The organism is Kitasatospora cystarginea (assembly GCF_039533515.1).
Classification (GTDB): Bacteria; Actinomycetota; Actinomycetes; order Streptomycetales; family Streptomycetaceae; genus Kitasatospora; species Kitasatospora cystarginea.
The window spans coordinates 137,829-163,469 of sequence record NZ_BAAATR010000014.1 but is presented as its reverse complement, the minus strand read 5'-3'; the positions used below and the strand labels follow the sequence as shown (position 1 = coordinate 163,469).

At 72.5% G+C, this 25,641-nt stretch carries 19 protein-coding genes; 15 read left to right on the top strand and 4 right to left on the bottom strand.

Annotated features, from left to right (window positions below; genetic code table 11):
- Nucleotides 1–84: 84 nt before the first annotated feature.
- Nucleotides 85–471, bottom strand: a complete 387-nt coding sequence (locus ABD369_RS17910) for a VOC family protein (protein WP_344637417.1) — start codon at nucleotides 469–471, stop codon at nucleotides 85–87.
- Nucleotides 472–695: 224 nt separating this feature from the next.
- Here ABD369_RS17910 and ABD369_RS17905 point away from each other — a divergent pair, with 224 nt between their 5' ends.
- The gene (locus ABD369_RS17905; protein WP_344637416.1) at nucleotides 696–1,427 is read left to right on the top strand and encodes a TSUP family transporter; all 732 of its coding nucleotides are present in this window, start codon (nucleotides 696–698) and stop codon (nucleotides 1,425–1,427) included.
- A 202-nt stretch (nucleotides 1,428–1,629) separates the two neighbouring features.
- On the top strand, nucleotides 1,630–3,306 hold the full coding sequence (locus tag ABD369_RS17900; RefSeq protein WP_344637415.1) for a DUF885 domain-containing protein: 1,677 nt from the start codon (nucleotides 1,630–1,632) through the stop codon (nucleotides 3,304–3,306).
- A 221-nt stretch (nucleotides 3,307–3,527) separates the two neighbouring features.
- Here the strand turns inward: ABD369_RS17900 and ABD369_RS17895 are convergent, their stop codons facing one another.
- From ABD369_RS17895 to ABD369_RS17885, 3 genes are all read right to left on the bottom strand, one after another.
- Nucleotides 3,528–4,487, bottom strand: a complete 960-nt coding sequence (locus tag ABD369_RS17895) for a hypothetical protein (protein ID WP_344637414.1) — start codon at nucleotides 4,485–4,487, stop codon at nucleotides 3,528–3,530.
- 265 nt (nucleotides 4,488–4,752) lie between these two features.
- Nucleotides 4,753–5,910, bottom strand: coding sequence for a metallophosphoesterase (locus ABD369_RS17890; RefSeq protein ID WP_344637413.1), 1,158 nt, complete (start codon nucleotides 5,908–5,910; stop codon nucleotides 4,753–4,755).
- Between the two features lie 207 nt (nucleotides 5,911–6,117).
- Nucleotides 6,118–7,290 (bottom strand): LacI family DNA-binding transcriptional regulator, encoded by a 1,173-nt coding sequence (locus tag ABD369_RS17885; protein ID WP_344637412.1) that lies wholly within the window; start codon nucleotides 7,288–7,290, stop codon nucleotides 6,118–6,120.
- 371 nt (nucleotides 7,291–7,661) lie between these two features.
- Between ABD369_RS17885 and hisC the strand changes: the two genes are divergently transcribed.
- The 13 genes from hisC (at nucleotide 7,662) to ABD369_RS17820 (ending at nucleotide 25,615) form a co-directional block, all read left to right on the top strand.
- The gene (gene hisC / locus ABD369_RS17880; protein ID WP_344637411.1) at nucleotides 7,662–8,741 is read left to right on the top strand and encodes a histidinol-phosphate transaminase; all 1,080 of its coding nucleotides are present in this window, start codon (nucleotides 7,662–7,664) and stop codon (nucleotides 8,739–8,741) included.
- 352 nt (nucleotides 8,742–9,093) lie between these two features.
- Nucleotides 9,094–9,285 carry a hypothetical protein gene (locus ABD369_RS17875; RefSeq protein WP_344637410.1) on the top strand — a complete coding sequence of 64 codons (192 nt, stop codon included), beginning with the start codon at nucleotides 9,094–9,096 and terminating at the stop codon, nucleotides 9,283–9,285.
- 250 nt (nucleotides 9,286–9,535) lie between these two features.
- Nucleotides 9,536–10,945 (top strand): efflux RND transporter periplasmic adaptor subunit, encoded by a 1,410-nt coding sequence (locus ABD369_RS17870; RefSeq protein ID WP_344637409.1) that lies wholly within the window; start codon nucleotides 9,536–9,538, stop codon nucleotides 10,943–10,945.
- Nucleotides 10,942–11,766, top strand: coding sequence for an ABC transporter ATP-binding protein (locus tag ABD369_RS17865; RefSeq protein ID WP_344637408.1), 825 nt, complete (start codon nucleotides 10,942–10,944; stop codon nucleotides 11,764–11,766). Before ABD369_RS17870 ends, ABD369_RS17865 begins: the two co-directional genes overlap by 4 nt.
- Nucleotides 11,763–12,965: an ABC transporter permease gene (locus tag ABD369_RS17860; RefSeq protein WP_344637407.1), complete on the top strand. Its 1,203-nt coding sequence runs from the start codon at nucleotides 11,763–11,765 to the stop codon at nucleotides 12,963–12,965. The genes ABD369_RS17865 and ABD369_RS17860 overlap by 4 nt, the downstream gene beginning before the upstream one ends.
- A 43-nt stretch (nucleotides 12,966–13,008) precedes the next feature.
- Nucleotides 13,009–13,692, top strand: a complete 684-nt coding sequence (locus ABD369_RS17855) for a single stranded DNA-binding domain-containing protein (protein ID WP_344637406.1) — start codon at nucleotides 13,009–13,011, stop codon at nucleotides 13,690–13,692.
- A 151-nt stretch (nucleotides 13,693–13,843) separates the two neighbouring features.
- The gene (locus ABD369_RS17850) at nucleotides 13,844–14,527 is read left to right on the top strand and encodes a VC0807 family protein (RefSeq protein ID WP_344637405.1); all 684 of its coding nucleotides are present in this window, start codon (nucleotides 13,844–13,846) and stop codon (nucleotides 14,525–14,527) included.
- A 287-nt stretch (nucleotides 14,528–14,814) separates the two neighbouring features.
- A complete protein-coding gene (locus ABD369_RS17845) occupies nucleotides 14,815–15,507 on the top strand; it encodes a response regulator transcription factor (RefSeq protein WP_425557649.1) in 693 nt (230 codons plus the stop codon).
- A 4-nt stretch (nucleotides 15,508–15,511) separates the two neighbouring features.
- The gene (locus tag ABD369_RS17840; RefSeq protein WP_344637404.1) at nucleotides 15,512–17,098 is read left to right on the top strand and encodes a sensor histidine kinase; all 1,587 of its coding nucleotides are present in this window, start codon (nucleotides 15,512–15,514) and stop codon (nucleotides 17,096–17,098) included.
- Nucleotides 17,099–17,534: 436 nt separating this feature from the next.
- Nucleotides 17,535–19,094 carry a cytochrome ubiquinol oxidase subunit I gene (locus ABD369_RS17835; protein ID WP_344637403.1) on the top strand — a complete coding sequence of 520 codons (1,560 nt, stop codon included), beginning with the start codon at nucleotides 17,535–17,537 and terminating at the stop codon, nucleotides 19,092–19,094.
- Between the two features lie 26 nt (nucleotides 19,095–19,120).
- Nucleotides 19,121–20,134 carry a cytochrome d ubiquinol oxidase subunit II gene (gene cydB, locus ABD369_RS17830; RefSeq protein WP_344637402.1) on the top strand — a complete coding sequence of 338 codons (1,014 nt, stop codon included), beginning with the start codon at nucleotides 19,121–19,123 and terminating at the stop codon, nucleotides 20,132–20,134.
- 31 nt (nucleotides 20,135–20,165) lie between these two features.
- Entirely contained in the window at nucleotides 20,166–23,687 is a 3,522-nt protein-coding gene (cydD, locus tag ABD369_RS17825) for a thiol reductant ABC exporter subunit CydD (RefSeq protein ID WP_344637401.1), read from the top strand.
- 38 nt (nucleotides 23,688–23,725) lie between these two features.
- A complete protein-coding gene (locus ABD369_RS17820; RefSeq protein ID WP_344637400.1) occupies nucleotides 23,726–25,615 on the top strand; it encodes a GAF domain-containing sensor histidine kinase in 1,890 nt (629 codons plus the stop codon).
- Nucleotides 25,616–25,641: the final 26 nt, after the last annotated feature.

Here is a 25,641-nt window from a genome sequence, read left to right as displayed (position 1 = left end):
GACCAACTCGCCGAGGGCGCACCCAGCCTCGCCGACCTCCGTACGGCGTTCATGCACGGTGGGGCGCACCAGGGGCCCCCGGAATCACCCCTCGGCGTCCTGCGGGTACCAGCGCAGTTCGATGGTGTTGCCGTCCGGGTCCCGCACATAGACCGAGGTTGCGCTGCCGCGCGCGCCGTACCGGCCGACCGGCCCGTCCAGGACGGTGAAGACGCCCGAGTCGATGGCCTCCTGCCAGTCCAGCGGCTCCACGGTGAGGCAGAAGTGGTCGACGTTCGATCCCTCCCGGGGGCCGCTCACCAGGTCGATGATGGTCTCGGCGCTGACCCGCACCGACGGGAAGGGGGCCCGGCCGGCCCGCCACTCGTCCACCCGCACCGGCTCCAGGCCGAGCGGTCCGCAGTAGAACTCCAGTGCGCGCTCGATGTCCTGGACGTTGAGGACCAGGTGGTCGAAGGCTTTCACACGCATGACGGTCACTTCGCTTCCGGGGTCGCGGCCTGCTGGGCCGGTCGGTGGTGGGACACACGGTGCCGTTGGCGGGCACCCGCGTGGCCGGTGTGCCGTTCAACCGGTGCCGGAGGCTCCCTGGGGGCCGGGACCGGGCGACGTCTTCCACGATCCGCCGAACGGGCCGCGCCATCAAGACGGGAACGGACTAAGATCGTTTAGCTGGGCTGAACGACGGGACGACCATGTTGGAACGGCATGTCGCCGATCTGTTGCTGGGGTGTGTCGTGCTGTTGGGCGCCTCCGTGCAGCGATTGGCCGGGATCGGGTTCGCTCTGGTCGCGGCGCCGGTGCTGGTGTTGCTGCTCGGACCGGGCCAGGGGGTGGTGCTGGCGAACTGCGCGGCGGGGGCGATCAGCGCGATCGGGCTGGCGGGCACCTGGCGGCAGGTCCGGTTGACCGCGATGCTCCCGCTGGTGGTCGCGGCCGCGTGTACCGTCCCGGCCGGGGCCTGGTTGGCCGCGCGGATGCCGGAGCCCGAACTGCTGGCCGGCGTGGGAGCGTTGGTGACCGCGGCGGTGGTGCTGGTGATGGCCGGGGCCCGAGTGCGCGCGCTGCGCGGGGTCAGCGGGGCGATCGCCGCGGGCGCCACCAGCGGGTTCATGAACTCCGCAGCCGGGGTGGGCGGGCCGGCCGTCTCCCTGTACGCGGTCAACGCGGGTTGGACGGCCGGGGAGTTCGTGCCCAATGCGCAGTTCTACGGGGTCCTGGTCAACACCCTCTCCGTCTCGGCCAAAGGCGTGCCACGGCTCACCGGAACGGTGTGGCTGCTGGCCGCGGCGGGCATCGCGGGGGGAGCGCTGATCGGGAGGGCGCTCGCCGACCGGGTGCCGGAGAGGTACGCCCGGTGGGCGGTGCTGTCGCTCGCGCTGGCGGGTGGGCTCACCACGCTGGGAAAGGGGCTGTGGGAGCTCTGAACCGGGAGCCGTGAGCCCGTCGGCGCCCGGTGGCCGGCTCCGGCCCGCGTCCCCACCTCACGGGTCCGCCGGTGGCGGGCGGCCGGACGGGGCCGTGGAGCGGCCTGCCCCGGGCCGGCGTTCGGCGGCGGAAATCCCAGGGCGGCGGCCGGGGCGGGGCTGGGTGCTGACGGCCGGGCCACCGGAGCGCCAATATGAAGGAATGTCAGATGACTTGAGCACACCACGACGTATCGCCGACGGCCACGTGGAGCGGGTGGCCGCGCAGGACCCGTCGGTCGCCACCGCGTTGGGGCTGAACCCGGGGGACGACCGGCAGCCCGACCTGTCGCCGGAAGGCTTCGAGGCGCTCGCCGAACTCGCCCGCGGCACCCTCGGCAGGCTCGACGGCCAGGAGGCGGGAACCGACCCCGCCGAGCAGGCCTGCGCCCGGCTGCTGCGCGAGCGTCTCACCGCCGAACTCGCCGTGCACGACGCCGGCGACCACTACCGCTCGCTGCGCAACCTCAACTCCCCGGTGCAGCGGCTGCGTTCCATCTTCATCCTGATGCCGACCGAGACCGAGGAGGACTGGGCGACGGTGGCCGGCCGGCTGCGCAACCTCCCCGGCGCGCTGGACGGTTACCGGGCCACCCTGACCGAGGGGATCTCACGCGGTCTGCTCTCCGCCCCGCGCCAGGTGGGCGCCGTGATCCGCCAACTCGACGCCTGGACCGGCCGGGACACCGGCGGCACCAGCTGGTTCGCCGACTTCGTCTCCGACTGCGCCACCGGGCAGCGCCCCGGGCTGGACGACGACGCCGTCGGGGCGAGCGCCGCCGTCGGCGAGTTCCGCGACTGGCTGCACGGGACGTACCTGCCGGCCGCCGCCGGAGTCCCGGACCCGGTCGGCCGGGAACGCTACCTGCGGTCCGCCCGCTTCTCCACCGGCGCCGACGTCGACGTCGACGAGGCGTACGCCTGGGCCTGGGACGAGTTCCACCGGAACCTGGCCGAGATGCGGGCCGAGGCCGGCCGCATCCTGCCCGGCGCCACCGTGCTGGAGGCCATGCACCACCTGGACGAGTACGGCCACGTCATCAAGGGGGAGGAGGAGATCCGGGTCTGGCTGCAGCAGATCATGGACGAGGCGATAGCGGCGCTGGACGGCACCCACTTCGACATCTCGGGGCCGCTGCGCCGGGTCGAGTCGAGGATCGCGCCCCCCGGCAGCTCCCCCGCGCCCCACTACACCCGTCCCAGCCTCGACTTCAGCCGCCCCGGCCGGACCTACCTGCCGACCCTCGGCAAGGACACCTTCCCGACCTGGGAGATCGTCAGTACCTGGTACCACGAGGGCGTTCCGGGCCACCACCTCCAGCTGGCCCGTTGGGTCGAGGTCGCCGACCGGCTCAGCCGCTACCAGGTGACCCTGGGCAGTGTCAGTGCCAACACCGAGGGCTGGGCCCTGTACGCGGAGCGGCTGATGGACGAACTCGGCTTCCTATCCGACCCGGGCCGCCGCCTCGGCTACCTCGACAAGCAGATGCTGCGCATCATCCGCGTGATCATCGATATCGGCATGCACCTGGAACTCGCCATCCCCGCCGACTCCCCCTTCCACCCGGGCGAGCGCTGGACTCCGGAGCTGGCCACCGCGTTCATGGCCGCCTACCACGGCAGTTCGGTCGAGCGCCGCACCGGCGAGGTGGACCGCTACCTCGGCTGGCCGGGTCAGGCGATCAGCTACAAGCTCGGTGAACGTGCCTGGCTGCGGGGCCGCGAGGCCGCCAGGAAGCGGCACGGCGGCGCCTTCGACCTCAAGGCCTGGCACATGAAGGCGCTCTCCCAGGGCTCCTACGGGCTCGACGACCTGGCCGCCAACCTCGCGACGCTGTAACTGGTCGTTTCGGCCGACAGGGGTGCGACTGCTCGGCTCCGCCAGGTCTGCCAGAACATCGGCACCGCCCTCAAGCCCGCGAGGGCGGACTGACGGCACGTCACCAAGCTGACCGTCGACCTGGTGGATCCCGAACTCCCGGCCTCCGCGCGGTCGGCCATCGCCCGCCGTGGGACCGCAAGCCGGGGCCGGACGGTCTGACCGCCGGTGACGCCGGACGGTCAGACCTCGTCCGGTCCGGTGAAGCCCGGTGGGCTGTAGCCCGGGCTGCTGAACTCGGCGGTACGCGGCGTACGGCCCTCGGGGCCGGTCAGGTTCTCGGCACCCGGGCTGGTGAAGCCCGGGCTGCCGAAGGCCGCGCGGCTGTAGCCGGGGCTGAGCAGCTCCGGCGGGTTGGGGTGGGCGGCCGGTTGGGCGGGGAGCGCGGGTTCGGCGCTCAGGTTGGCACGCAGGTAGGGGAGCAGCGCGCGTTCGAGCAGCGCGGTGTGCCAGGCGAGCCGGGCCTCGGCGAGGCCGTCCGATGGCGTGGGAGCGTCCGTCCGGCCGCCGCCAGTGCCGCCGCCAGCGCCGCCACCAGTCCCGCCGTCGGGCGCCGCCCCGGCCGCCGCCCGAGGCTGTGCCGCCGCCTGGGGCTGTGCTGCCGTCTGCGGCGGTGCGTACGGCGGCGGTGCCGTGCTGTCGCGCAGTGCGGTGAGCATCAGTCCGACCGCGCCGGTCACCAGCGTGGCGACGCCGACGGCCAGTGCCGTCCACCCGGCGGTCACCACGGCCCGTCCGAGGGCGAGAGCGGGGCTGGTGGCGCGCAGGGTGTAGCCGAGCAGCAGCAGGACGGCCGCCGCCGACCAGGAGAGGATCGGCGCCAGCACGGTGAGCGCGGGCAGCAGCCCGACGCCCTGTTCGGCCGGCGCGGGGGCCGGCTCCGGCTCCGGCCGCGTCCGGGGTCGGGCGCCCTCCTGGTGCCGCAGGGCGGTGCGCAGCCCGGTGTAGCGAAGGTATTCGTCCGCTGCGCCGGCCGCGGCGGTGTCGGCGGCGAGCAGGGCCTTGGTGCGGAGCTGGGCGGCGGTGAGGTGCGGGCCGGCCCCGGCCAGGGCAGCGAGTATCTCCGGGGCGCGCAGGGCTTCGTCGAGGATGCGCTCGAAGTCCGGGCGGTCCTCGGCGAGCAGATGTGGGGTGGTGGTCATGGGTACCCCGTTCCGCTGGATCACGGAGGTGGACTGGTCCATGCCGGTGGACCGTCGGGTGCCGGTGCTCGGAGCGACCGGGACCCGGCCCGGCATGGTGCATCGATGGTAGGGGCGAGCAGCGAGTGACTGACAGTCGGTTTCCGGATTTTCAGTGGTACGAGCACCCTTGTGGTATCGGACTGCTGTTCACTCCGGTACTGCCGTTCGAAAACACGGCGCCCGGCCGGAGAGTCCGGGCCGGGCGCGAGGCGTTGATTCGGCGTCAGTTGAGGGGCAGTCGGGCGACCAGCAGTCGACCCTCCATGGTGACCCCGCCGTCCATCGCGATGGCCAGCTCGTCCGCGTAGATGTACGGGCCGGGGATGTGCGGCGGCACGCCCTCCTCGGCGTGCGTGGAGCCGGTGAGGTACGGGATCGGGCTGTGCCCGTGCACCACGCGCTGCCCGCCGTACGCGGCGAGCAGCTCGTGCGCGGCCATCGGCCCGGCCTGGCCGCGGAAGGCGAACCGCTTGGTGAAGCGGCGGAAGCAGTCCCACCACTCGTCCGCGCCCTCGTCCGCGAGCAGGTGGTGCACCGCGTCGTTGACCTCGGCGATGGACTCGCCGTACTCCAGGTAGGCGGTGGTGTCGGAGTGCAGCAGCAGGTGGTTGTCCTCGAGGGCCATCGCGGGGAGCCGGGAGAGCCAGCTGATGTGGTGCGGCTCCAGGCGGTCCAGGTCCTGCTGCTGGCCGCCGTTGAGCCGCCAGGCGGCGAGGAAGGAGGCGGTGCCGGCGGTGGACTGGACCGGCTCGTCGCCGTACTTGGCGGCGCCGAGGAAGAGCAGTTCGTGATTGCCCATCAGGGCCCGGCAGTAGCCGCCCGCGGCGGCGGCCTCGGCGGCGAGCTGCATGACCAGGTCGATGACGCCGATGCCGTCGGGGCCGCGGTCGGTGAAGTCGCCGAGGAACCAGAGCCTGGCGCGACCGGCGGACCAGTGGCCCTCGGCGTCGATCAGGCCCTGCTGGTGCAGCGCGGCCCGCAGTTCGTCGAGATAGCCGTGCACGTCGCCGACCACGTACAGCGGGCCCGGAGCCTCGCCCGGGGTGGGTTGCGGATACGGGAAGTGGACTTCCTCGGGTGGCGGCGGAGCGAGCGGTGGACCCAGTTCGATGGTCGGCCGGTCCTCGTGGTGGACCGGCGCCGGCAGCGGCTCGCGGTGGACCATCTGCACTGTCACGTCGTCGGGGTGACTGTGCGTCGGCCAGTGCTGTTCGAGGAAGCGGGCGCCGCCGTAGCCGCTGTAAGTGGTGTCGTAGCCGTACCCGGGCGGCGGCTCGGGAGGCTCGTAGTAGGAGCCGTACGGGAGCACGTCGAGGTCCTGGGGGTGGTGGGGGCCTGAGTCGGGCAGTTCAGGCCCGGGGAAGCGGTCCTCGGGTGTCATTCGCCCATCATAGGAAGACCACTCTCCCGGCGTCCTCACCTGGTCGGTATCCAATCGGCCGGAGAGTCTCGCCGACCCGCTCCGAGCGGGCGCGGACGGTGCTTCCGGCGCCTCAACCGGGGCGGTGTACGACCCGATTTGTCCCATCGTGTGGCGGTCCAGGGCCTGTCCGGCGCCGCGCGCCCGGAAAGATCCGCCGGACAGGCCCTAAACCTCGCCCGGTGGGCGGGGTGCGCTGATGGTGGTCCGGGGACTGCGGCGCTGCGAGGACGCCCGCACGATCAGCTCGGTGGGCATCAGGGTGCCCGGCGGCGGTCCGGTGCCGGCGGTGCGGAAGCGCGGCGGGAAGAGCCGGGTGCCCCCGGTCAGGTCGGAGAGCGCCACGCCCGTGCCGGAGTCGACTCCCTCGATGGCGTCGATCAGCAGGTTGACCACGGTGGTGCCGATCCGGCGCGGCTTGAGCGAGAGGGTGGTGATCGGCGGTTCGGTGCCCGCGTACACGTCGCTCTCGCTGCAGCAGACCAGCAGCAGGTCGTCGGGGACCCGCAGGCCGTACCGGCGGGCGGCGGCGAGCAGGTCGGTGCCGTTGGGGTCGAACAGGCCGTACACCGCGTCGGGGCGGTCCGGGCGGGCCAGCAGCCGGTCGGCGGCGACCGCGCCGGCGGCCGGGTCGTGGGCGGGGTAGGTCTCGTAGACCGGTTCCTGGCCGACCCGCTTGCACCAGGCGAGGTACGCCTCGGTGGAGAGCCGGGTGTAGGTGTCGGTGCTGGTCCCGGTGAGCAGGCCGATCCGGCGGGCGCCGGCCTCGGAGAGGTGGTCCAGGATGCCCAGCACGGCGGCCTCGTGGTCGTTGTCCACCCAGGCGGTGACCGGGCAGTTGCCGGGCTTGCCGTCGCTGACCACCGGTACGCCCGACCGGTACAGCTCGCTGACCAGCGGGTCCTGGTCGGGCGGGTCGATCACCACGGTGCCGTCCAGCGCGATGTTGCTCCAGACGTCGTGCCGCGAGGAGGCGGGCAGCACCACCAGGGCGTACCCGCGGCCGAGCGCCGCGCTGGTGGCCGCCCGGGCCATCTCGGCGAAGTAGGCGAACTCGGTGAAGGTGAACGGTTCCTCGCCGTAGGTGGTGACGGTCAGCCCGATCAGTCCGGACCGGCCGGTGCGCAGGGTCCGGGCGGCCGCGGACGGGCGGTAGCCGAGGCGCTCGGCGACCTCGCGCACCCGGCTTCTGGTCTCGTCGGGCAGGCGGCCCTTGCCGTTGAGGGCGTCCGAGACAGTGGTGATCGACACTCCGGCGGCTGCCGCCACATCCCGGATGCCGGCCCGCTCCAGACGCCGAGAGGTGGGTCGCCGACCGCTCTGATTGGCTGCTGCTGTCATGGCTGACCGATCGTATGGCGCATGGCGGCGGTCCGTGACCGGGGCGGCCCTCGGGCGAGAAGTACCGTTTCTCCATGAACTGTCGCGGTTGTCCCCTTGGATATCCGCACCAATTCCGGCTTCCCACCTCTGACATGTGCCGTCGGAACCCGGCAGAATGGCTGATCCGCGTCCATGGCCCCGAGGAGCATCTCACTCCTACGGGTGAGCGCGATCGGTATCGTTCAAGGCACCCGACCGGGGCGGAACGGGTGCGTCGGAAGGGTTCGGCACCGCGCGGCGACCCCGGCGGCACCGGGCACCGATCGCATTGCGGCCACCAGGCGGCACGTGCCCGCCGCACGAACAGCAATGAGCAGAAGGAGAGCACCGTGAGCGAGACGGCAGCGCAGGGGCCCCGGCTGAGGCCGACCCTGGACGCCATTCCGACCTACAAGCCCGGTAAGCCCGCCGGCGCCGACTCGTACAAGCTGTCCTCCAACGAGAACCCCTACGACCCGCTGCCGGGCGTGCTGGAGGCCGCCGTGGCCGCCGCCGGCTCGCTGAACCGCTACCCCGACATGGCGGTCACCGAGCTCACCGCCGAACTGGCCGCACGCTTCGGCGTCCCCGCCGAGCACATCGCCACCGGCACCGGCTCGGTCAGCGTCGCCCAGTCCCTGGTGCTCTCCACCGCCGGTCCCGGCGACGAGGTCATGTTCGCCTGGCGCTCCTTCGAGGCGTACCCGATCATCACCCAGGTCGCCGGCGCCACCCCGGTCGCCGTCCCGCTCACCGCCGACGAGGCGCACGACCTGGACGCGATGCTCGCCGCGATCACCGACCGGACTCGGCTGATCTTCGTCTGCAACCCCAACAACCCCACCGGTGTGGTGATCCACCGTGCCGAGCTGGAGCGCTTCCTGGACGCCGTCCCCAGCGACATCCTGGTCGTCATCGACGAGGCGTACATCGAGTTCATCCGCGACGAGCAGGTCCCCAACGGGATCGACCTCTACCGCGACCGCCCCAACGTCTGCGTGCTGCGCACCTTCTCCAAGGCGTACGGCCTGGCGGGACTGCGGGTCGGCTTCGCCATCGCGCACGAGCCGGTGGCCACCGCGCTTCGCAAGACCGCCGTGCCGTTCGGCGTCAGCCGGATCGCCCAGGACGCGGCCCTCGCCTCGCTGCGCTCCGAGGACGCGCTGCTGGAGCGCGTCGAGGCACTGGTCCAGGAGCGCGCCCGGGTCGCCGCGGGTCTCGCCGAGCAGGGCTGGACGGTCGAGGACTCCCAGGCCAACTTCGTCTGGCTGCGCCTGGGCGAGCGCACCCTCGACTTCGCCGCCGCCTGCGCCGAGGCCGGCGTGGTGGTCCGTCCCTTCCCGGGCGAGGGCGTCCGGGTCACCATCGGCGAGACCGAGGCCAACAGCATCTTCCTGGCCACCGCCGCGGCCTTCCGCAAGGAGCTCTGACCTCCCGCGGGCCCGGCCGGCAGGGGCACGGCGCGCCGATGTGCGCGCCGTGCCCCTGCGTCGTCGAGGGTGGTGCGAGGCGCGCAGCCGGGTGGAAGGAGCACCTGCGTCAGCGCCCCTGCGACGGAGAGCGGCGTGATGACCACTCTCAAGTACCTGCTGCCCGAGGACGAGATCCCCACCGCCCGGTGCAACGTGCTGCCCGATCTCCCGTCGCCGGTACCGCCGCTGCTGCACCCGGGGACCAGGAAGCCGGTCACCGAGGAGGACCTGGCACCGCTCCTCCCGCCGGAGGTCGTCGCCCAGGAGTTCACCAGCGCGCGGGAGGCAGGACGCCTGCTTCGAGGCGGGGGTGCGGTTCGCGCGCAGCGAGGACATCGTGCCCGCGCCCGAGTCCTGCCATGCCGTCCGGGCCACCGTCGACGAGGCGCCGGCCTGCCGGGAGAGCGGGGAGGCGAAGGCCATCGTGTTCTCGCTCTCGGGGCACGCCCACTTCGACATGCGGGCCTACATGGACCACTTCGCGGGCCGGCTGGCCGACTGACCGTCGAGAGCTCCAGGGCCAACGGGCCTGCCCCTGACGGCTGCTGCCCCCGGAGGGGCCGGGCCGGATCAGAAAGCGGACCGGAAATGCTGGGAAGTCCCTGGGAGGTCGATCAACCGCTGCCCAAGCGGGAGGAAGAGTTCCGGCCGCCCGGGACCCGGTATGCGGCTGAATGTCCGGATTGCTGGCGTCAGCTCGCTCCCAGGCCTGCCCCAGGACTTGGCAAGAGCACCGCGTCACGCTGACCCCCATGAAGGTGCTCCCGCGACGGCGTGGTGCCGTCCTCGTCAATTCCGCGCTCGGCGTGGTCCTGCTGGGCGGTGCCGCCCTGGCGTACGCCACGCTGGACAGCGGTACCAGTACGGCCGCGGGCCGGCCGCAGACCCGTACCGCCACGGTGACCAAGGGCACCGTGCTGGCCACGGTCTCCGGCTCCGGCACGCTCTCCTCCCCCGGCGACGCCGGGCAGGACTTCGCCACGGGCGGCAAGGTGACCGCGGTCAAGGTGGCGGTCGGCGACACGGTGAAGAAGGGCCAGCTGCTCGCCACCGTGGACACCACGCAGGCACTTCAGCAGGTCACCGCGGCCGAGTCCGCGCTCACCGCCGCCCAGGCCAACCTCACCAAGGCGCAGGACGGCGAGACCACCACCACCCAGGTCCCCGCCAGCGGCAGCAGCAGCGGCAGCGGCCGGGGAGGCGCGTCGGCCGCCCCCAAGACCACCACCGTCACCACCACCAAGGTGGACGCGGCCCAGGTCGCCCAGGCCCAGCAGCAGCTGACCACGGCCGAGGCCGGGCTCACCAACGCCAAGGCGGCGCTCGCCGGCACCAGCCTGGTCGCCTCGGAGGACGGTACGGTCGCGTCCGTCGGCGGCAAGGTCGGCGACACCGTCGCGGGCAGCTCGGGCTCCGCCGGCTCCGGCTCGGGCGGCAGTTCCGGCAGCAGCGGCAGCGGCAAGTCCGGTGGCAGCGGGTCGGGTTCGAGCACGACGAGCGCGCCGAGCGGCTTCATCGTGCTGACCAACCCGGCCGGGATGCAGGTCTCCGCGTCCTTCTCCGAACTCGACTCGCTGAAGCTGAAGAAGGGCCAGGCGGCCACCGTCACCCTGAACGCGAAGTCCGACACCCAGCTCAAGGCGACCGTGCTGTCGGTGAGTTCGCTGCCGGTCGGCTCGGGCAGCGGCGGCGCGGGCGGATCCTCCAGCGCGGTCCAGTACGGCGCGGTGCTGCAGATCGACGGTGACACCAGCTCGCTGCGGACCGGTCTCAGCGCCACCATCTCGGTGATCACCGGCGAGGCCGACAACGCGCTCTCCGTCCCGACCGCCGCGCTCTCGGGCACAGGTGACTCCCGGACCGCGACCGTGGTGCACGACGACGGCAGCACCGAGCGGGTGGACGTCACCGCCGGGGTGGAGGGCGACTCCACGGTCCAGGTGGTCTCCGGGCTGACCGAGGGCGAGCACGTCCAGCTGACCTCGACCACCGCGGGCACCGGAAACGGCTTCCCCGGCGGCTCCTTCCCCGGCCTGGGCGGCGGTGGCGGCGGCTTCGGCGGCGGTGGCGGTGGTGGTGGCTTCGGCGGCGGCCGTGGCGGCAACGGCGGTGGCGGCAACGGCGGTGGCGGCAACGGCGGTGGCGGGGGCGGTCGCGGATGACGCCCTCCCAGACGGCGGCCGCCTGGGAGGCCCGGCAGCGGGCCGCCCAGCAGCCTCCGGTGATCCAGATCCGCAACCTCACCAAGGCGTACGGCCACGGCGACGCGACCGTGCACGCCCTGCGCGGCCCGCTCGCGCCCGGCACCGGCGAGCCCCAGGGCGTCAGCCTCGACATCGCCCAGGGCGACTACGTCGCGGTGATGGGCAGTTCGGGCTCCGGCAAGTCCACGCTGATGAACATCCTGGGCTGCCTGGACGTCCCGACCTCCGGCCGCTACCTGCTGGACGGCATCGACGTCGGGCACCTGGACGAGCAGCAGCTCTCCCTGGTCCGCAACCGCAAGATCGGGTTCATCTTCCAGTCGTTCAACCTGGTGCCCCGCACCACTGCGCTCGCCCAGGTGGAACTCCCGCTGGCGTACGCCGGCGTGCGTGCCGCCGAGCGCAAGCGCCGGGCGCTCGCCGCACTCTCGCTGGTTGGCCTGCTGGAGCGCGCCGGGCACCGGCCCAACCAGCTCTCCGGTGGCCAGCAGCAGCGCGTGGCGGTCGCCCGCGCGCTGGTCACCGCACCCGCGATGCTGCTCGCCGACGAACCCACCGGAAACCTGGACAGCCACTCCACCAAGGAGGTGCTGGCCATCATCGACGGCCTCAATGCCACCGGCCGCACCGTCGTACTGATCACCCATGAGGACGAGGTGGCCGAGCACGCCAAGCGGGTGCTGCGCCTGGTCGACGGGCAGATCATCTCCGACGTCCGGCAGGCCCCGGTGGACGGGCCGCCGCCCGCGCTGCGCGAACTCACCGGAGCCCGCCCGTGATCGTCTGGCAGATGCTCCGCTTCGCACTCGGCGGTCTGGCCGCCAACAAGGTCAGGTCGGCGCTCACCATGCTCGGTGTGCTGATCGGCGTGGCCTCGGTGATCCTGCTGCTGGCGGTCGGCAACGGCTCCTCGCAGGCCGTCAAGAACTCGATCACCTCGCTCGGCACCAACTCGCTCACCGTCTCCTCGATGAACGCCCGCGGCAGCGGCTCGGCTGCCAAGAAGCTCACCGTGGACGACGCCAAGGCGCTGGCCGCCGCCACCGACGCACCGTCGATCAAGTCGGTCGCCCCGGTGGTCACCACCACCGCCACCGCGCTCTACGGGAACATCTCGTACACCCCGGGCTCGATCATCGGCACCTACCCGGCGTACTTCGAGACCGCCAACCAGAAGGTGGCGCACGGCGACTACTTCAGCAACGACGACGTGCTGAACTCCCGCAAGGTCGCGGTGATCGGCTCCACCACCGCCGCCCAGCTGTTCGCGGACGAGGACCCGGTCGGCAAGCGGATCGTGGTCGGCGGCACCCCGTTCACCGTGGTCGGCGTGCTCGCCACCAAGGGCAGCACCGGCTTCAACGACCCGGACGACGTGGTGATCGCGCCGCTGCCCACCGTGCAGAACGCCTTCACCGGCTTCGGCTCGGTCAACCAGATCCTGGTGCAGGCGTCCTCGGCCGACGCCACCACCGCCGCGCAGAGCGACATCACCCGGATCCTGATGGGCACCCACGGGATCTCGGACCCGAGCAAGGCGGACTTCCGGATCAGCAACCAGACCTCGCTGCTGACCGCCCGGGAGAGCACCACCAAGACCTTCACCGTGCTGCTCGGCGCGGTCGCCGCGATCTCGCTGCTGGTCGGCGGGATCGGGATCACCAACATCATGCTGGTCACCGTCACCGAGCGGACCAGGGAGATCGGCATCCGCAAGGCGCTCGGCGCCCCCAAGGCGGTCATCCTGGGCCAGTTCCTCACCGAGTCCACCCTGCTGTCGGTGCTCGGCGCCGGGCTCGGGGTGCTGGCCGGGATCGTCGGCTCGCAGTTCAGCGTCGTCGGCATCAAACCGGTGGTCATCCCGCAGTCGGTGCTCGGCGCCTTCGCCATCGCGGTGGCCATCGGCCTGTTCTTCGGCAGCTATCCCGCCAACCGGGCCGCCTCGCTGCGCCCGATCGACGCCCTCCGGCACGAGTAGACCCCCCACGAGCAGACCCCTGAGACGAGCAGAAGAAGGCCACATGACCTCCGAACACGAGCCGTCGGCGAAGCCCGCAGCGCCGGCCGACCCCGCCGCGCACGTCGAGCTGCTGGCCACCCCGCCGGACGCCCGCGACGTCACCGCCGAACTGGCCGCGCCGCCGCGCCGCAAGCTGCCCTGGGTCACCCTGGCCCTGGCCGGCGCGGCCATCGCGGTGTTCTCCTTCGCCGGCGGTGTCTGGTACGAGCAGGGCAACGGGAAGAGCAACACCACCCAGCGCGCCGCCGGCCAGCGCGGCCAGGGCTTCGGCACTGGCCAGGGCGGTGGCGGCCAGGGCGGTGGCGGCCGCCGCGGCGGTGGCCAGGGCGGCCAGGGCGGGGCGGGCTTCACCCGGGGCACGGTCAAGGCCGTGGACGGCGGCACCGTCTACCTCACCGATGCGAACGGCAACACCGTCAAGGTGACCACCGGCGACAGCACCAAGGTCCAGCTCAACAAGGAGGGCAAGGTTTCCGACCTCCAGCCCGGCCAGAGCGTGACCGTGATCGGCACCCCCGACTCCTCCGGCGGCTACGCGGCCACCCAGCTCACAGAGGGATCCGGTGGCCCCGGCGGCTTCGGTGGTGGCGGTTTCGGTGGCGGGGGCTTCGGCGGAGCCCGTAACCCGTCCAACCCGTCCAACCCGTCCAACCCGTCCAACCCATCCAACTCGTCCAACGGCTGAACCCCGCAGTCGTCGGACGAACCGGGCCCGGCAGATCCCCCATCGGCCGGGCCCGGCCCATGGGCGGTGGAGCCGGGCCAGGGGCTGGTGGAGCGAACACGGGATCCACTACTGTCCGGTCCGGCAAAATCAAATGATCATCGGGGGAATCGTGTCGGACCAGACTCCGGCCAGGCGAGGCGGCGCGGCCGCGCTCGGCTGGGTGTTCACCATCATCTTCAACATCGTCGCGCCGATCCTGACCGAAAGTCAGCTCAAATCGCACGGGTATCCGGAGTACACCGCGCTGCTGGCCTCGGCGGCCTGGCCGATCCTGGGCATGCTGATCAGCATCGCCTGGCAGCGCAAGATCGACGAGTTCGGCATCTTCAGCCTGATCATCGTCGCGCTCACCCTGGCGGTCACCCTCGTCGGTCCGCACTCGGCCCGGCTGCTCCTGGTCAAGGACTCGGCGATCACCGGTCTCTTCGGCCTGGTCTGCCTGGCCACGCTGGCCGCTCCGCGTCCGCTGATGTTCTACTTCGGCCGCAAGTTCGCCACCGACGGCTCCCGCGAGTCGATCGACCACTGGAACGGCCTGTGGGCCTACGAAGGCTTCCGCAAGGTCCAGCGCACGATGACCCTGGTCTGGGGCCTGGGCTCGATCGCCGAGGCGGCACTGCGGATCGTCCTCTCGTACGTCCTGAGCAGCGGCGCGATGGTCGCCGTGAACTCCGTGCTCTCCTACGGAGCCACGGCCGCCCTGATCGTCTGGAGCATCGCCTACGGCAAGCGCGCCCACGCCCGCGCGGCCGCCACCACGGCCGCGGCCGCCACCTCGGTCGCGGCTGCCTGATACTTCAATGGGGCGCGGGGGAGCCTCGTCCGCCGTGGCGCGCCGGTCGCGCACGCGGTCGGCCGAGGAAGGCCCCGCGCCCGTGGGCGTTACCTGGTCGATGCACGTCTAATCCCGTCCTCATCAACCACGCGTAGCCTCCCCGGGCTATCGTCCAACGAGGATGCATCGTCCGACCGGGAGGCGGAACAGCAGTGCAAGGGACAGTTTCGACAGCCAGCGGTACCGCCACAGCGGGCGTACCCGCACGTCAGGCTGGCTCAGGCGGCGAACCGTTCCTGCTGGTGGTGGACGACGAGCCGAACATCCGTGAGCTGCTCTCCGCGAGCCTGCGCTTCTCCGGTTTCCGGGTGGCCTCCGCCGCGAGCGGCGAGGAGGCGCTGCAGGCCGTCGCCGCCGAGCGGCCCGACCTGGTGGTGCTCGACGTGATGCTGCCCGACCTGGACGGCTTCACCGTGGTCGAGCGGCTGCGCCAGCAGGCCCAGTGGCCGCAGGCCGCCGAGCACGTCCCAGTGCTCTTCCTCACCGCCAAGGACGGCACCGGCGACAAGGTACAGGGGCTCGCGGCCGGCGCCGACGACTACGTCACCAAGCCGTTCAGCTTGGAGGAGCTGATCGCCCGGATCCGGGCCATCCTGCGCCGGGCCGGCGGCCCCACGGAGGACGGCCGGCTGGTGGTCGGCGACCTCACCCTCGACCCGGTCGCCCACGAGGTCACCCGCGGCGAGCGGACGATCTCGCTCTCGCCGACCGAGTTCAAGCTGCTGCACTACCTGATGGCCAACGTCGGCCGGGTGGTCTCCAAGGCCCAGATCCTCGACCACGTCTGGGCGTACGACTTCGGCGGCGACCTCTCCATCGTCGAGTCGTACATCTCCTACCTGCGCCGCAAGCTCGACTCCGGGCCCGCGCACGGTCCCAAGCTGATCCACACCGTGCGCGGCATCGGTTACGCCCTGCGCCGCCCGCCCCAGCACTGAACCCGTGCGCCGCCTCCGCCTGCCCGGAAAGTTCCTCGGACTGCCGAGGCCGCCCCGGCTCACCCGCCCGCCCCGGTTCGCCGCGCTGTCCTGGCTCGCCCGTCTGGCCAGGTCCGCCCGGTTGTCCCGGTTCGCCCGGCTGTCGCTGCGGGCACGGCTGCTGGTGCTCGCGGTGCTGCTGGTGGCCACCGGACTGGTGGTGAGCGATACCGTCGTCCTCGGGACCGTCCGCGTTCAGCTCGCCGACCGGGCCGACCAGCAGCTGCTCCGGTTCGCCGAACCGCTGTCGCACCGCGGTTTCGGCGGCAACCGCCAGAACAACCCGAGCCCGAACCTGCGCCGGGCCGGGCAGTTCCTGCCCAGCCAGTACGTGGTGCAGTACCTGTCCGCCGACGGCACGGTCCAGCAGACCATGCGGCAGCCGATCGCCGATACCGATCCGGCACCCGACCTCGGGAAGCTGACGTACAGTCAACTGCATCAGCATGCAGGAGAGTTGACCGGATTCGACCTCCCTGACCAGACCGGTCAGGGGCGCTGGCGGGTGGTCGTGCTCCCGTTGCTGCACACCGGCGGCAACCCGTTCGCCGCCCCCTCCTACCTGCTTGCCGCGGTCTCGATGGACGACGTGGACGCCACGGTGGCCAAGCTGCGCGCGTCCTTCTGGGCCATCGGCGGCGCCGTCCTGGTGCTGATCGCCGCGCTCGGCGCGATCGCGGTACGGGCCGGGCTGCGCCCGCTCGCCAGGATCGAGCAGGACGCCGAGCTGATCGCCGCCGGACGGCTCTCGCACCGGATGCCCGAACTCCCGCCCGGCACCGAGGTGGGACGGCTCTCCGCGACTCTCAACGGGATGCTCACCCAGATCGAGGCCGCGTTCGCCGCCCGCGCCGAGTCCGAGGCGAAGATGCGCCGCTTCGTCGCCGACGCCTCGCACGAGCTGCGCACCCCGCTCGCGGGCATCCGGGGCTTCGCGGAGCTGTACCGGATGGGCGCGCTGCCCGACGTGGACCGGGCGATGGACCGGATCGAGAGCGAGGCCGTCCGGATGAGCGGGCTGGTCGAGGACCTGCTCACGCTCGCCCGGCTCGACGAGGAGCGCCCGCTCGACCTGGCCCCGATGGACCTGCGCACGCTGGCCGCCGACGCCCTGCACGACCTGACCGCGCTCGACCCCGGCCGCCCGGTCTCCCTCACCGGGCCCGACGGCAGCGGCGCCCCGCAGCCCGCTCCGGTGCTCGGCGACGAGGCCCGGCTGCGGCAGGTGGTGACCAACCTGGTCGGCAACGCGGTCAAGCACACCCCCTCGGGCACCGCAGTCCGGATCGGGGTCGGCACCACGGGGGACGGCCGCTGCCTGCTGGAAGTCGCCGACTCGGGCCCCGGTCTGACCGAGGAGCAGGCCGCCCAGGTCTTCGAGCGCTTCTACCGCGTCGACGCCTCCCGCAGCCGCCACGAGGGCGGTGGCGCCGGCCTCGGCCTGGCCATCGCCACCGCCCTGGTCCACGCCCACGACGGCACCCTCACCCTCTCCACCGCCCCGGGCCGGGGCGCCGCCTTCCGCGTCCACATCCCCGCGCAGAGCCACTGAGCAAGGGGGCGTCCCTGCCGCCGGGGTGATCGGCCCCTCCTGCGGCGGGGTCTTTCGGGCATGCCTTCGGGACAGGGTCTTCCGGGCAGGCGTTCCAGGGCGGGCCGGCGGCCCGGGGGAGGCCCGCCGGCCCGTGAGGAGTGCCCGTCCGGCCCTTGCCTGGAGGGTCGCCGCGCAGTCGTGCCGTCAAGCTCCCGAGCGGCGAAGAAGCCCGCCGTTGTCCTGCCGTCCGTTTCTTGTCGCAGGCCATGGCCGCGTCGGATGGTCCGTTCGACCATCCGAGACCCACCCCCCACTGTCCGCGCTGTCGTAAGCATGGGAGATACTTCCCTTGTGAACGTGTTCACGTTCACAAGCGGACAAGTCCGTGCTGATCGCTCTCATGCCGAAGGCACGGCTCGTCCGAAGCGCGGGGAACGACCAGAGAGAGGGCGCCGTGGAGCTAGCAGTCGCTCACGAGACCATCGCGAGATGGCAGTTCGGTGTCACCACCGTCTACCACTTCCTGTTCGTGCCGTTGACGATCAGCCTCGCCGCCACCGTGGCCGGCCTGGAGACCGCCTGGGTACGGACCGGCAAGGAGAAGTACTTCCACGCCACCAAGTTCTGGGGCAAGCTCTTCCTGATCAACATCGCCATGGGCGTGGTGACCGGGATCGTGCAGGAGTTCCAGTTCGGGATGAACTGGTCCGACTATTCACGCTTCGTCGGCGATGTCTTCGGCGCCCCGCTCGCGATGGAGGCGCTGATCGCCTTCTTCTTCGAGTCCACCTTCATCGGCCTGTGGATCTTCGGTTGGGACAAGCTGCCGAAGAAGATCCACTGCGCCTGCATCTGGATGGTGTCGATCGGCACCGTGCTCTCCGCGTACTTCATCCTGGCCGCCAACTCCTGGATGCAGCACCCGGTCGGCTACGCCGTCGACAAGGCCACCGGCAAGGCGCGGCTGACCGACATCACCAAGGTGCTGTTCCAGGACACCACCCTGGTCGTGGTCTTCCACACCCTCACCGCCGCCTTCCTTACCGGCGCCGCCTTCATGGTCGGCATCGCCTCGTACCACCTGGTCCGGGCCAGGCGCGCCGCCGCGGCCGGAGAGGTCACCGCGGACCAGCGCAAGAAGGTCGCCACCATGCGGACGTCGCTGCGGGTCGGCCTGGCGATGGCCGTGGTGGCCGGCCTCGGCACCGCGATCAGCGGTGACACCCTGGCAAAGGTGATGTTCGAGCAGCAGCCGATGAAGATGGCCGCCGCCGAGGCGCTCTGGGACACCCAGTCGCCCGCACCGTTCTCGGTCTTCGCGGTCGGCGACGTCACCAAGGGCCACAACTCGGTGGAGCTGGAGGTGCCGGCGGCGCTCTCCTTCCTGGCCAAGAGCGACTTCAGTTCGGCCGTCCCCGGCATCAACAACACCGCCGAAGCCGAGGCGGCCAAGTACGGCGGCAAGCCCGCCGGCTACATCCCGAACGTCTTCGTGACGTACTGGGGCTTCCGCCTCATGATCGGTTTCGGGATGACCTCCTTCGTGGCCGGCCTGATCGGGCTCTGGACCACCAGGAGAAGATTCCTCCTCGCCCCCGAGTTCCGCACCGAGGATGACGAGGCGCCCCGGCTGATGCTCACCAGGACCCGGGAGATGGGCCCGTTCCTCACCAAGTGGAGCTGGCGGATCGGCATCTGGACCATGGGCTTCCCGCTGATCGCCAACAGCTTCGGCTGGGTCTTCACCGAGATGGGCCGCCAGCCCTGGGCCGTCTTCGGCCTGATGACCACCGCCGACGCCGTCTCGCCCAATGTCAACGCCGCCACCCAGGTCGGTGCGCTGGCCACCTTCACGCTGCTGTACGCGATCCTCGCGGTGATCGAGGTGCGGCTTCTCGCCAAGTACGCCTCGGCCGGACCGGTCACCTCGGAGCAGCCGCCCGCCAAGGACCCGACGCTCCGTGGTCCGTCCTCGGCAGAGGACGCCGAAAAGCCCCTCGCCTTCGCCTACTGAGACCCCGTTCACCGAGGGACAGTGACATGCAACTCCACGACGTCTGGTTCGTCCTCATCGCGGTCCTGTGGATCGGCTACTTCTTCCTCGAAGGCTTCGACTTCGGCATCGGCGTGCTCACCAAGCTGCTCGCCAGGAACACCGCCGAACGCCGGGTCCTGATCAACACCATCGGCCCGGTCTGGGACGGCAACGAGGTCTGGCTGCTCACCGCCGGCGGCGCCACCTTCGCCGCCTTCCCCGACTGGTACGCCACCCTGTTCAGCGGCTTCTACCTGCCGCTGCTGGCGATCCTGGTCTGCCTGATCGTCCGGGGCGTGGCCTTCGAGTACCGGGCCAAGCGCACCGAGGAGCGCTGGCAGCGCAACTGGGAGCACGCCGTCTTCTGGACCTCCCTGCTGCCCGCCTTCCTGTGGGGCGTGGCCTTCGCCAACATCGTCCACGGCGTGGCGATCGACGAGCACAAGAACTACGTCGGTGGCGTCCTCGACCTGCTGAGCCCCTATGCGCTGCTCGGCGGCCTGGTCACCCTGGCGCTGTTCACCTTCCACGGCGCGGTGTTCGCCTCGCTCAAGACGGTCGGCGAGATCCGCGACCGGGCGCGCGCCGCGGCGCGCTGGCTCGGGCTGGCCACCGCCGTGGCGGCGGCGGGCTTCCTGGCCTGGACCCAGGCCCACCAGGGCACCGGCTGGAGCCTGGCCGCGCTGCTCGTCGCGGTGCTGGCGCTGGCCGTCGCGTTGGCGGCCAACCAACTGGGCCGCGAGGGCTGGGCGTTCACCTTCTCCGGGCTGACCGTGGTGGCGGCGGTGGCTATGCTCTTCCTGTCGCTCTTCCCGGACGTCATGCCCTCGACGCTGAACAGCAGTTGGTCGCTGACGGTGGAGAACGCCGCCTCCTCGCCCTACACGCTCAAGCTGATGACCGTCATCGCGGCGGTCTTCACCCCCCTGGTGCTGCTCTACCAGGGCTGGACGTACTGGGTGTTCCGCAAGCGGATCGGCGTCCAGCACCTTCCGGCGGTCCACACCACCGACCACTGACCCGCCCGCGTACGCACCGAAGGAGCCGACCGTGAAGCCTGTGGACCCCCGGCTCCTGCGGTACGCCCGCACCACCCGCGCCTTCCTCGCCGGGTCGGTGGTGCTCGGCGCCCTCGGCGCAGTGCTGGTGGTGGCCCAGGCCTCGCTGATCGCCGAGATCGTGGTCCGGGCCTTCCAACGGCACTCCTACCACCTCGCCGCTCCGCTGCTCTGGCTGGCCGCCACCGCGGCCGGCCGGGCGGCGGTCGCCTGGCTGACCGAGCTGACCGCACACCGCTCGGTCGCCACGGTGAAGTCCACCCTGCGGCGGCGGTTGCTCGACCACACCACCGCCCTCGGTCCCGCCTACCTGTCGGGCCGGCGGACGGGGGAACTCGCCGCGCTGGCCACCCGGGGTGTCGACGCCCTGGACGACTACTTCGCCCGCTACCTGCCGCAGCTGGCCCTCGCCGTGGTGGTCCCGGTGGTGGTGCTGGCCCGGATCCTCGGCACCGACTGGACCTCCGCCGCGATCATCGCGGGCACGCTGCCGCTGATCCCGCTCTTCATGATGCTGATCGGCTGGGCCACCCAGTCCCGGATGGACCGGCAGTGGGCCTCGCTCTCCCGGCTCTCGCACCACTTCCTGGACGTGGTCGCGGGCCTCCCCACGCTCAAGGTCTTCAACCGGGCCAAGGCGCAGGCCCGCACCATCGCCAGGATCACCGACGAGTACCGCCGGGCCACCATGCGGACCCTGCGGATCGCCTTCATCTCCTCATTCGCCCTGGAGCTGCTCTCCACCCTCTCGGTCGCCCTGGTCGCCGTCTCGATCGGCTTCCGGCTGGTCGACGGCAGCCTCGGCCTGGAGACCGGGCTGCTGGTGCTGATCCTGGCGCCCGAGGTGTACTTCCCGATCCGGCAGGTCGGCGCGCTCTACCACGCCAGCGTCGAGGGGCTCGCCGCTGCCGACCAGATCTTCGAGGTGCTGGAGACCCCATTGCCCGCCTCGGGCACCCGTCCGGCCCCCACGCCGGCCGGTGCGGTGATCTCGGTCGAGGGGGTCGGCCTCACCCACCCGGGCCGGACGGCGCCCGCGCTGTCCGGGCTCTCGCTCACCATCCGGCCGGGTCGCACGACCGCGCTCACCGGCCCGAGCGGCTCGGGCAAGAGCACCCTGCTGTCCGTCCTGCTCGGCTTCACCCGGCCGGACTCGGGCCGGGTGCTGGTCGACGGCCAGGACCTCGCCGACCTCGACCCGGCGAGCTGGCGCAGCCGGATCGCCTGGGTGCCGCAGCATCCCCACCTGTTCGCCGGGACGATCGCCGAGAACGTCAAGCTCGCCCGCCCCGACGCCACCGACGACCAGGTCAGGGCCGCGCTCGCGGCCGCCCACGCCACCGACTTCGCCGCCCTGGACACCGTGCTCGGCGAGGGCGGCGCCGGCCTCTCGGCCGGCCAGCGCCAGCGCATCGCGCTCGCCCGCGCGCTGCTCACCGACCGCCCGCTGGTCCTGCTGGACGAACCCACCGCCAACCTGGACGGGGCGAGCGAGGCCGCCGTCGTCGAGGCCGTCCGCGCCCTGGCCGGCCGCACCGTCCTGCTGGTCGCCCACCGTCCGGCCCTGCTCGCCGTCGCCGACCACCACTACCACCTCACCGCCCCCGAACCCGTGGCGGCCGTACAGGCCGCCCAGGCATCCGAGGGGCGGCCCGAGATCGAGCAGGACGCACCCCGCGACCCCGGCGGGGCGGCGCCCGTGCTTCCCGTGGCGCGGGTGCCCCACGCGGTTCCCCGCGACGCCGAGGGCGAAGACGCAGTCCCCGGACTCCCCGAGGCGGCGGCCGAGCCCCGCCTGGCGCCCGCCGTCCTGCTGGGCGCCCTCGCGCTGGGCTGCGCCGTGGCCCTGATGGCCACCTCCGGCTGGCTGATCTCCTACGCCTCCGAGATGCCCCCGGTGCTCTACCTGATGATGGCCGTCACCTCAGTACGGGCCTTCGGCATCGGCCGCAGCGCCTTCCGCTACGCCGAGCGCCTGGTCTCCCACGACGCCGTCCTGCGCGCCCTCGGGGGCGTCCGGACCGCCGTCTACCGGCGGCTCGAACAGCTCGCCCCGGCCGCCCTGCCCGCCTTCCGCCGCGGCGACCTGCTCTCCCGCCTGGTCCGTGACGTGGACGCGGTCCAGGACCACCACCTGCGCTGGCGCCTGCCCGCCGCCGTCGCACTGCTGGTTTCGCTCGGCTCCGCCGCCGCCCTGGCCGCCTTCCTCCCACTCGCGGGCGCCCTGCTGGCGCTCGGCCTGCTGCTCGCGGGGGCCGTCGTACCCGCCCTCGCCGCCCGGATCTCCGGTCGTGCCGAGCGCCAACAGGCGCCCGCCCGTGGCGAGTTGGCGGCCATGGTGGTCGACACCCTGACCGGTACCGCCGAGCTGGCCGTCGCCGGGGCGCTGCCCGCCCGGCTCGACGCCACCCGCGCCGCCGACCGCCGCCTGACCGCCCTCGCCGCCCGCTCGGCCGCCGCCGGCGGGGTGTCGGCCGGGCTGATCGCCCTGGTCACCGGGCTGACCGTGACCGCGAGCGCGGCCGCCGGAGTGCACGCGGTCAGCGGCGGCACGCTCCCGGGCGTGTGCTTGGCGGTGGTGGTGCTCACTCCGCTGGCCGCCTTCGAGGCCGTCGCGGGCATGTCCACCGCCGTGCAGTTCCGCGAGCGCAGCCGGGCCGCACGGGCCAGGCTCGCCGAGGTGCTCGCGGCCGAGCCGCCGGTCGCCGAACCCGTAGCACCGGCCGCCCCGCCCGCCGACCCGTTCCCGATCGCCGTCCGCGGCCTGACCGCCCGTTGGCCGGGACAGGCCGAGGACGCGCTGCGCGACGTCGACCTCGACCTCACCCCGGGCCGTCGGATCGCCGTGGTCGGCCCGTCCGGCTCCGGCAAGACCACCCTCGCCCAGGTGCTGCTGCGCTTCGTGGACCAGCGCGCGGGGTCCGTCACCCTCGGCGGCCGTCCACAGCCTGTGGACACCCGGATGCTCGACTCGGACGACGTCCGCCGCGTCATCGGCCTCTGCGCCCAGGACGCGCACGTCTTCGACAGCTCGCTGCGCGAGAACCTGCGCCTCGCCCGGCCGGACTGCACCGAGGAGCAACTGCGGGCCGCGCTCGCCGCCGCCCGCCTGCTCGACTGGGTGGACGGCCTGCCCGACGGCCTGGACACCATGGTCGGCGAGCACGGCGCCCGGCTCTCCGGCGGCCAGCGCCGGCGCCTGGCACTCGCCCGCGCGCTGCTCGCCGACTTCCCCGTTCTGATCCTGGACGAGCCCGCCGAGCACCTGGACCTGCCCACCGCCGACGCCCTCACCGCCGACCTGCTGGCCGCCACCGCGGGCCGTACCACCCTGCTGATCACCCACCGGCTGGCCGGGCTGGACGACAACACGGTGGACGAGGTGATCGTCCTGGAGCACGGCCGGATCGTGGAGCGCGGCCGCTGGTCGGAACTCACCGCGGATCCGGACAGCCGCCTCGGCGCGCTCCGCCGGCGGGAGGAGCGGGCCGACACGCTGCTCGCCGCCGCCTGAATCATCGGGTCAAACCTGAACGAACTAGGCTCACAGGCATGGAGAGCAGACCGGACCCCGCCCGAGAGGACCGGCCACGGCCGGGCCGCTCCGTGCCGGAGCGTCCTGTTCCCGGGCGCCCCGCTCCGGTGTACTCCGCACCGGACCTCACCGCGCAGCCAGCCGCCGGCCAGCCCCCGCACCGGGTGCCCGAGATCGCCTCGCTCGGCCTGGACACCCTGGTCACCGAGGTCGCCGAGCGCCTCCAGTCCGCCGCCGCCGTCACCGAGCGGATGCAGCGGCTGCTGGAGGCCGTGGTCTCGGTCGGCGCCGGGCTCGACCTGCACGCCACGCTGCACCGGATCGCCGCCGCCGCGGCCGAACTGGTCGACGCCAAGTACGCGGCCCTCGGTGTGATCTCCCCGCACGGCGACGGGCTCTCCGACTTCATCCACATCGGCATCGACGACGAGACCGCCGACGAGATCGGCCAACTCCCCACCGGACGCGGCATCCTGGGCGCCCTGATCGAACGCCCCGAACCGCTGCGGCTGGCCGACCTCGCCACCGACCCGCGCTCCGTGGGCTTCCCGCCGCACCACCCGCCGATGACCTCCTTCCTCGGCGAGCCGATCCGGGTCAGGGGCGAGGTGTTCGGCAACCTCTACCTGACCGAGAAGCGCAGCGGCAGCGGCGTCTTCACCCCAGAGGACGCCCAGGTGCTGAACGCGCTCGCCGCCGCGGCCGGGGTCGCCATCGAGAACGCCCGCCTCTACGAGGAGGGCCGCCGCCGCGAGCGCTGGATCGCCGGCGCCGCCGCCGTCTCCACCGCGCTGCTCTCCACCGACGAGGCCGAGGTCGCCCTCACCGTCGCCGCCGAGCAGGTCCGCGAACTGGCCGACGGCGCACTGGGCATGATCCTGCTGCCCACCGGCGACGGCCAGATGCGGGTGGCCCACGCCTCCGGCGAGGCGGCCGAGTTCGTCCGGGGCGAGCTGCTCCCTCAGGGCAGCTTCGCCTCCCGGCTGATGGCCGGTTCGGGCGTCTACCTGGACGACATGTCCACCGACCCCGACGTGGAGATCCGGCTCGCCCGCAACTTCGGTGCCTCGATGGCCGTCCCGATGATCGCCGCCGGACGGGTCCTCGGCGGGCTCTGCGTCTGGCGCAGCGTTGACGCGCCCCCGTTCACCGAGACCGAGAAGCAGCTCGCCCAGACCTTCGCCTCGCAGTCAGCGCTCGCCCTGCGACTGGCCGAGGGCCAGCGCGACCAGCAGCGGCTGGCCGTCTTCCAGGACCGCGACCGGATCGCCCGGGACCTCCACGACCTGGTGATCCAAAGGCTGTTCGCCACCGGCATGATGCTGGAGGGCGCGGCCCGGCGCGCCGTCGTCCCCGAGGTCAGGACGGGCATCGGAAAGGCGGTGGACGAGCTCGACGCCACCATCCAGGAGGTCCGCACCACCATCTACGCCCTCCAGCACGACGAGAGCGGCGACGAACCGGACAACCTGCGCACCCGCGTGCTGCGCGAGGCCGGCCAGGCGGCTGCCGCCCTCGGCTTCAAGCCCTCGGTGACCTTCACCGGCCCCGTGGAGAGCCTGGTCGGCGAGCAGACCGGTCGCCAACTCCTGGCCGCGCTGAGGGAGATGCTCTCCAACGCGGCTCGCCACGCCCGCGCCTCCCGGGTCGGCGCCGAGATCGACGCCACCGTCCACCTCGACGCCGACGGCCACCCGGTCTCCGGCGCCCCCGGGTCGTTGGACCTGGCCGGTCGGCCGGGCGTGCTGCTCACCGTCACCGACGACGGGGTCGGCATACCGCACGGCGGCCGGCGCAGCGGGCTGAAGAACCTCACCAGGCGCGCCGAGAACCTCGACGGCGCCGCCTGGCACGAGCCCGGTCCCCACGGCAAGGGCACCCGGGTCCGCTGGTCGGCCAGGCTCTGACGACCGGGCCGGAGCGTGCCGCCCGG

Coding starts and splice junctions, on each gene's coding strand:
- ABD369_RS17910 (WP_344637417.1), bottom strand. CDS start 471: ATGCGTGTGAAAGCCTTCGACCACCTGGTCCTCAACGTCCAGGACATC.
- ABD369_RS17905 (WP_344637416.1), top strand. CDS start 696: ATGTTGGAACGGCATGTCGCCGATCTGTTGCTGGGGTGTGTCGTGCTG.
- ABD369_RS17900 (WP_344637415.1), top strand. CDS start 1,630: ATGTCAGATGACTTGAGCACACCACGACGTATCGCCGACGGCCACGTG.
- ABD369_RS17895 (WP_344637414.1), bottom strand. CDS start 4,487: ATGACCACCACCCCACATCTGCTCGCCGAGGACCGCCCGGACTTCGAG.
- ABD369_RS17890 (WP_344637413.1), bottom strand. CDS start 5,910: ATGACACCCGAGGACCGCTTCCCCGGGCCTGAACTGCCCGACTCAGGC.
- ABD369_RS17885 (WP_344637412.1), bottom strand. CDS start 7,290: ATGACAGCAGCAGCCAATCAGAGCGGTCGGCGACCCACCTCTCGGCGT.
- ABD369_RS17870 (WP_344637409.1), top strand. CDS start 9,536: ATGAAGGTGCTCCCGCGACGGCGTGGTGCCGTCCTCGTCAATTCCGCG.
- ABD369_RS17865 (WP_344637408.1), top strand. CDS start 10,942: ATGACGCCCTCCCAGACGGCGGCCGCCTGGGAGGCCCGGCAGCGGGCC.
- ABD369_RS17855 (WP_344637406.1), top strand. CDS start 13,009: ATGACCTCCGAACACGAGCCGTCGGCGAAGCCCGCAGCGCCGGCCGAC.
- cydB (WP_344637402.1), top strand. CDS start 19,121: ATGCAACTCCACGACGTCTGGTTCGTCCTCATCGCGGTCCTGTGGATC.
- ABD369_RS17820 (WP_344637400.1), top strand. CDS start 23,726: ATGGAGAGCAGACCGGACCCCGCCCGAGAGGACCGGCCACGGCCGGGC.